The 4,060-nt window shown below is 56.9% G+C and carries 4 protein-coding genes; 1 reads left to right on the top strand and 3 read right to left on the bottom strand.

What is annotated here, in order from left to right:
• The first annotated feature begins 29 nt into the window (after positions 1-29).
• Complete coding sequence (locus tag U9R61_RS05910; protein ID WP_322487898.1) at positions 30-398, top strand: roadblock/LC7 domain-containing protein; 369 nt, start codon at positions 30-32, stop codon at positions 396-398.
• Between the two features lie 157 nt (positions 399-555).
• Here the strand turns inward: U9R61_RS05910 and U9R61_RS05915 are convergent, their stop codons facing one another.
• The 3 genes from U9R61_RS05915 to U9R61_RS05925 all read right to left on the bottom strand — a co-directional run bounded on the left by U9R61_RS05915 (position 556) and on the right by U9R61_RS05925 (position 3,742).
• A complete protein-coding gene (locus U9R61_RS05915) occupies positions 556-1,524 on the bottom strand; it encodes a TIGR00266 family protein (RefSeq protein WP_322487899.1) in 969 nt (322 codons plus the stop codon).
• A gap of 73 nt (positions 1,525-1,597) precedes the next feature.
• A complete protein-coding gene (rho, locus tag U9R61_RS05920) occupies positions 1,598-2,854 on the bottom strand; it encodes a transcription termination factor Rho (RefSeq protein WP_066789560.1) in 1,257 nt (418 codons plus the stop codon).
• Between the two features lie 366 nt (positions 2,855-3,220).
• Positions 3,221-3,742, bottom strand: coding sequence for an adenine phosphoribosyltransferase (locus tag U9R61_RS05925; RefSeq protein WP_322487900.1), 522 nt, complete (start codon positions 3,740-3,742; stop codon positions 3,221-3,223).
• Positions 3,743-4,060: the final 318 nt, after the last annotated feature.

The following is a 4,060-nucleotide window of genomic DNA, read 5'->3' on the forward strand; positions in this document are numbered from 1 at the left end:
CTGGCTGACGGCCTCTAAGGAGGATATGAATGGCAAGCAGAACCGAAGAGATGGTGCGGCATCTAAAGGCCCTATCGATGAACACGCCCGATATTGAGGCCTCCGCCGTAGTGAGCGTCGATGGCCTCATCATGGCTTCGGCGCTGCCGGCAGATGTCGAAGAAGATCGCGTCTCGGCGATGAGCGCCGCTATGCTCTCGCTCGGTGAGCGAATTGCCAGCGAGTTAAAACGCGGGCAGCTCGATCAGGTCTTTGTGCGTGGTGAAGATGGGTACGTGATCCTAATGGCTATCGGTGAGGAAGCGGTATTAACCGCGCTGGCGCAAAGCCGGGCCAAGCTCGGTCTGGTGTTCCTCGATATGCGGCGCACGGCGAACGAGTTGGTTAACCTCGTCTAGCCCTTGCTCGCTCAGCCAGCCGGGAAGATGCTCATGACAGCCCGCTTCCGGCGGGCTGTTTGTGTCTTGCGCACGGCTACGATGAATGATCGTAGAGGGGCAGAGCAACGCTCTGCCCCCATGTATTAACGTCTGGTAAGTGGGCGGCTCGGCTCTCTTAGTCGTTCGTAAACAGGCTGCCTAAGTTGATCCCGCCCGAACTGCTCGATCCGCCGGTGCTCGGCATGTATTGGGCAAGCTTCTTGGCCAAATTCATCGCCGGCATCGTTTGCAGCCAGACTCGTCCCGGCCCGCGCAAGGTCGTTAAGAACAATCCTTCACCGCCGAAGAGGATGTTCTTAAAGCCGCGCACTATCTCAACATCAAACTGGACGGTCGGTTCGTACATCGCGACGTGGCCGGTATCGACCTTTAGCATCTGGTTGGCTTCCAGCGTATACTCGATAATATCGCCGTCAAGCTCGACAAACGCTAGCCCCGGCCCGGTCAGCTTTTGCATAATAAAGCCTTCGCCGCCGAAGAAGCCGGCGCCGAGTTTGCGGCGAAAGTGAATATCGAGCGAGACGCTGCGCTCGGCGCACATAAAGGCGTCCTTTTGGCAGATCATCACTTGGCCCGCCCCAAGGTTGAGCGGGATGACCTTGCCCGGCAGCTCAGCCGAGAAGCCGATGATCCCTGGCCCGCCTTGGGGCGTGAAGTTGACCATAAAGATCGACTCGCCTGAGAACATCCGCTTAAACGCTCCGCCCAAGCCGCCTTCCATATTGGTCTGCATTTGGACGTTGGCGCTCATCCAGCTCATGCCGCCGCGTTCCGAAAAGACGGTCTGGCCGGCAGGCACCTCCAGAACGACCGCCTGCATGGTAGTGCCGATGATCTTGAAGCGGAGACCGCTCGCGCCAACGCCGGTGCCTGCGACTGGCGGTTCAGGCAGATCAAGCCGTTCACCGGGACGGTTATCGTACACATCAGCCATACTCGCAGTATCACCTGAAGGCGGGATCAACGAGGCTGGGGTGGGTGGTACGGGCGGTGGAGTTGGCGTAGCCGACGCCAGCCGATACCCGCAATTCGTGCAAAAACGTGCTCCGGGAGCAACGGGTGAGCGACATTGCGGACAATTCATACCGCGACCTCCTAAGAATGCGACGGGTTCGACATCAGACGCAACGATCTACGCAGCGCGCGCCGTAAAAGTTTCAGCTCTTGCTCAGGGTTTGCAGAAATTCGGCGTTCGATTTGGTCTTCGCCATCCGGGTCAGCATCAGCTCGGTGCCCTCGTTGTCGCCGAGCATGCTCACCATGCGGCGCAGTGTCCACACTTGGCGGAGCGTCTCTGGGCTAAGCAGGAGATCCTCGCGGCGAGTGCCCGAACGTTGAATATCGATCGCAGGGAAGATGCGCTTTTCAGCCAGTTTGCGATCGAGGTGTAGCTCCATATTGCCGGTGCCTTTGAATTCTTCGTAAATCACATCATCCATGCGCGAGCCGGTATCGATCAAACAGGTGGCGATAATCGTCAGCGAACCACCGTTTTCGATATTGCGCGCCGCGCCAAAGAAGCGCTTGGGCGGGTAGAGCGCCACCGGATCGATCCCGCCTGAGAGAGTGCGACCGCTCGGTGGCATAGCGACGTTGTAGGCGCGGGCCAGTCGGGTGATTGAGTCCATCAGAATCACCACATCATGCCCGATCTCAACCAGCCGCTTGGCTCGCTCAAGCGTCATCTCGGCGACTTTGGTGTGATTTTCGACCGGTTCGTCAAAGGTTGAAGAGATGACCTCGCCGCGCACCGAACGGCGCATATCAGTCACCTCTTCGGGCCGCTCACCAATCAGCAGCACCATTAAGTGGATGTCCGGGTAGTTGGTGGTGATGCCATTCGCGATCGCCTTGAGCAGCATCGTCTTGCCGGCTTTAGGCGGCGAGACGATCAAGCCGCGTTGCCCGCGTCCAATTGGGGCAATCAGATCGACCAGCCGCGTATGCAAGAGGTTTGGCTCAGTCTCTAACTTGATCTGTTCGTTAGGAAAGATCGGGGTCAGTTGATCGAAGAAGGGCCGGTTGCGCGCCGTTTCGGGGTCGAGGTCGTTAATCTTTTCGACCCGCAAGAGCGAATAATACCGCTCGCTCTCTTTCGGCGGGCGAATCTGCCCCCAGATCCGGTCGCCGCTGCGTAAAGCAAACCGGCGAATCTGCGATTGCGACACATAGACATCTTCGGGGCTGGAGAGCATTCGATTGCCGCGCAAAAAGCCAAAACCTTCCGGCATAATATCTAAGATGCCGTCACTATAAATAGTGCCGGGATCAACCGCTTGTTCAATCGTTTGCGCATGCAGTAATTTGTCGATTAATTCACGTTTTTTGAGGGCGCTAACCCCTGAGATGTCAAGTTTACGCGCCATCTCGCGCAAATCCGCGAGCGTTTTGTTTTCTAGTTCGGCCACCGTCATCACGATACGTACTCCTTGGAACAGCAAGAATGAAGGGAAACAAGACTGAATTCACTCACACGCGCCAGATCCTTTGGCCGGTTGGATCGGGCGGTATTCATGAAGCATGCAGAAACGAGATTACTTTGTTGTGTATTGAACCAGCATACAACGAGAGCCGGTAATTTGTGCGATGCCTGCTTGGCAATGTGAAGATGGGGAAATTGTCGCAGCGCCAGCGGCGCAGGAGTCACGGAGCGCTACGATCATCTTGCATCCGGGATTTGGGTTTAGTATAACACGTATGTCAAGATCACCGCAAACTGTTGCGCTGAAAGCGCGGCGGCAAGCGCCTTGCTTGTCGCCGCGCTTTCACACCGAGGGCGCTTAAAATTGCATCAGCGAGAAGATGTTATGATTCCGCAATCGCTCCCGCCCGTTGAGGAATGTTAGTTCAATGACAAAGGCTAATTCGGCTACCTGCCCGCCGGCCATCCCGATCAAATCGCACGCCGCCGCAATGGTGCCTCCCGTCGCCAGCAGATCATCAATCACCAGCACCCGCGCCCCCGGCTGGAAGGCGTCGCGGTGAATCTCTAACTTGTTTGTCCCGTACTCCAGTTGGTATTCGATCTGGTATGTCGCTGCCGGCAGTTTGCCCGGCTTGCGAATCGGCACTAGCCCGACGCCGAGCCGGTAGGCGAGCGGTGCGCTAAAGATGAACCCCCGCGACTCGATGCCGACAACGGCGTCAATATGCTGGTCGCGATACCGTTCGTGCAACCGGTCGATCACTTCACTAAACGCCGGCCCGTTGCCGATGAGGGTCGTAATATCTTTGAACTGAATGCCGGGGATCGGAAAGTCGGGAATGTTCCGGATCAGACTGGCTAAATCTTGCCGCGCCATACACCCTCCATTATAAAACAGTTGCCCCTGCACTCGCTATTATAGAGAACTCAGGAATCTTTGCACGAGATACTTTGTGATGTACGTCGCGAGTGAAGGTTTGGTTGTCTCGTTATGCTTGCAATGTGCAATCTACAATATACAGCCAAAATGGAAACCGTGATGTTTTCTGCTTCTGCTCTCGTGGCAGGGGTGCGCCCGCTTGTCATTGCGAGGGTGCAGAGCGCCCGCAGCAATCTCCTGCTGCGGCGGGATCGATGGCTGAGCGGGATCGGGTCGTGCTCGCAGGGTATTGCTTCGCCGCGCGCGGGCAGAGCA

Origin of the sequence: Chloroflexus sp. (assembly GCF_034431535.1) — a bacterium.
In the GTDB taxonomy this organism is placed as follows: domain Bacteria; phylum Chloroflexota; class Chloroflexia; order Chloroflexales; family Chloroflexaceae; genus Chloroflexus.

What these genes read in the sequence shown, in the direction of transcription:
- U9R61_RS05910 (WP_322487898.1), top strand. Translation starts at nt 30, where the DNA reads ATGGCAAGCAGAACCGAAGAGATGGTGCGGCATCTAAAGGCCCTATCG.
- rho (WP_066789560.1), bottom strand. Translation starts at nt 2,854, where the DNA reads ATGACGGTGGCCGAACTAGAAAACAAAACGCTCGCGGATTTGCGCGAG.
- U9R61_RS05915 (WP_322487899.1), bottom strand. Translation starts at nt 1,524, where the DNA reads ATGAATTGTCCGCAATGTCGCTCACCCGTTGCTCCCGGAGCACGTTTT.
- U9R61_RS05925 (WP_322487900.1), bottom strand. Translation starts at nt 3,742, where the DNA reads ATGGCGCGGCAAGATTTAGCCAGTCTGATCCGGAACATTCCCGACTTT.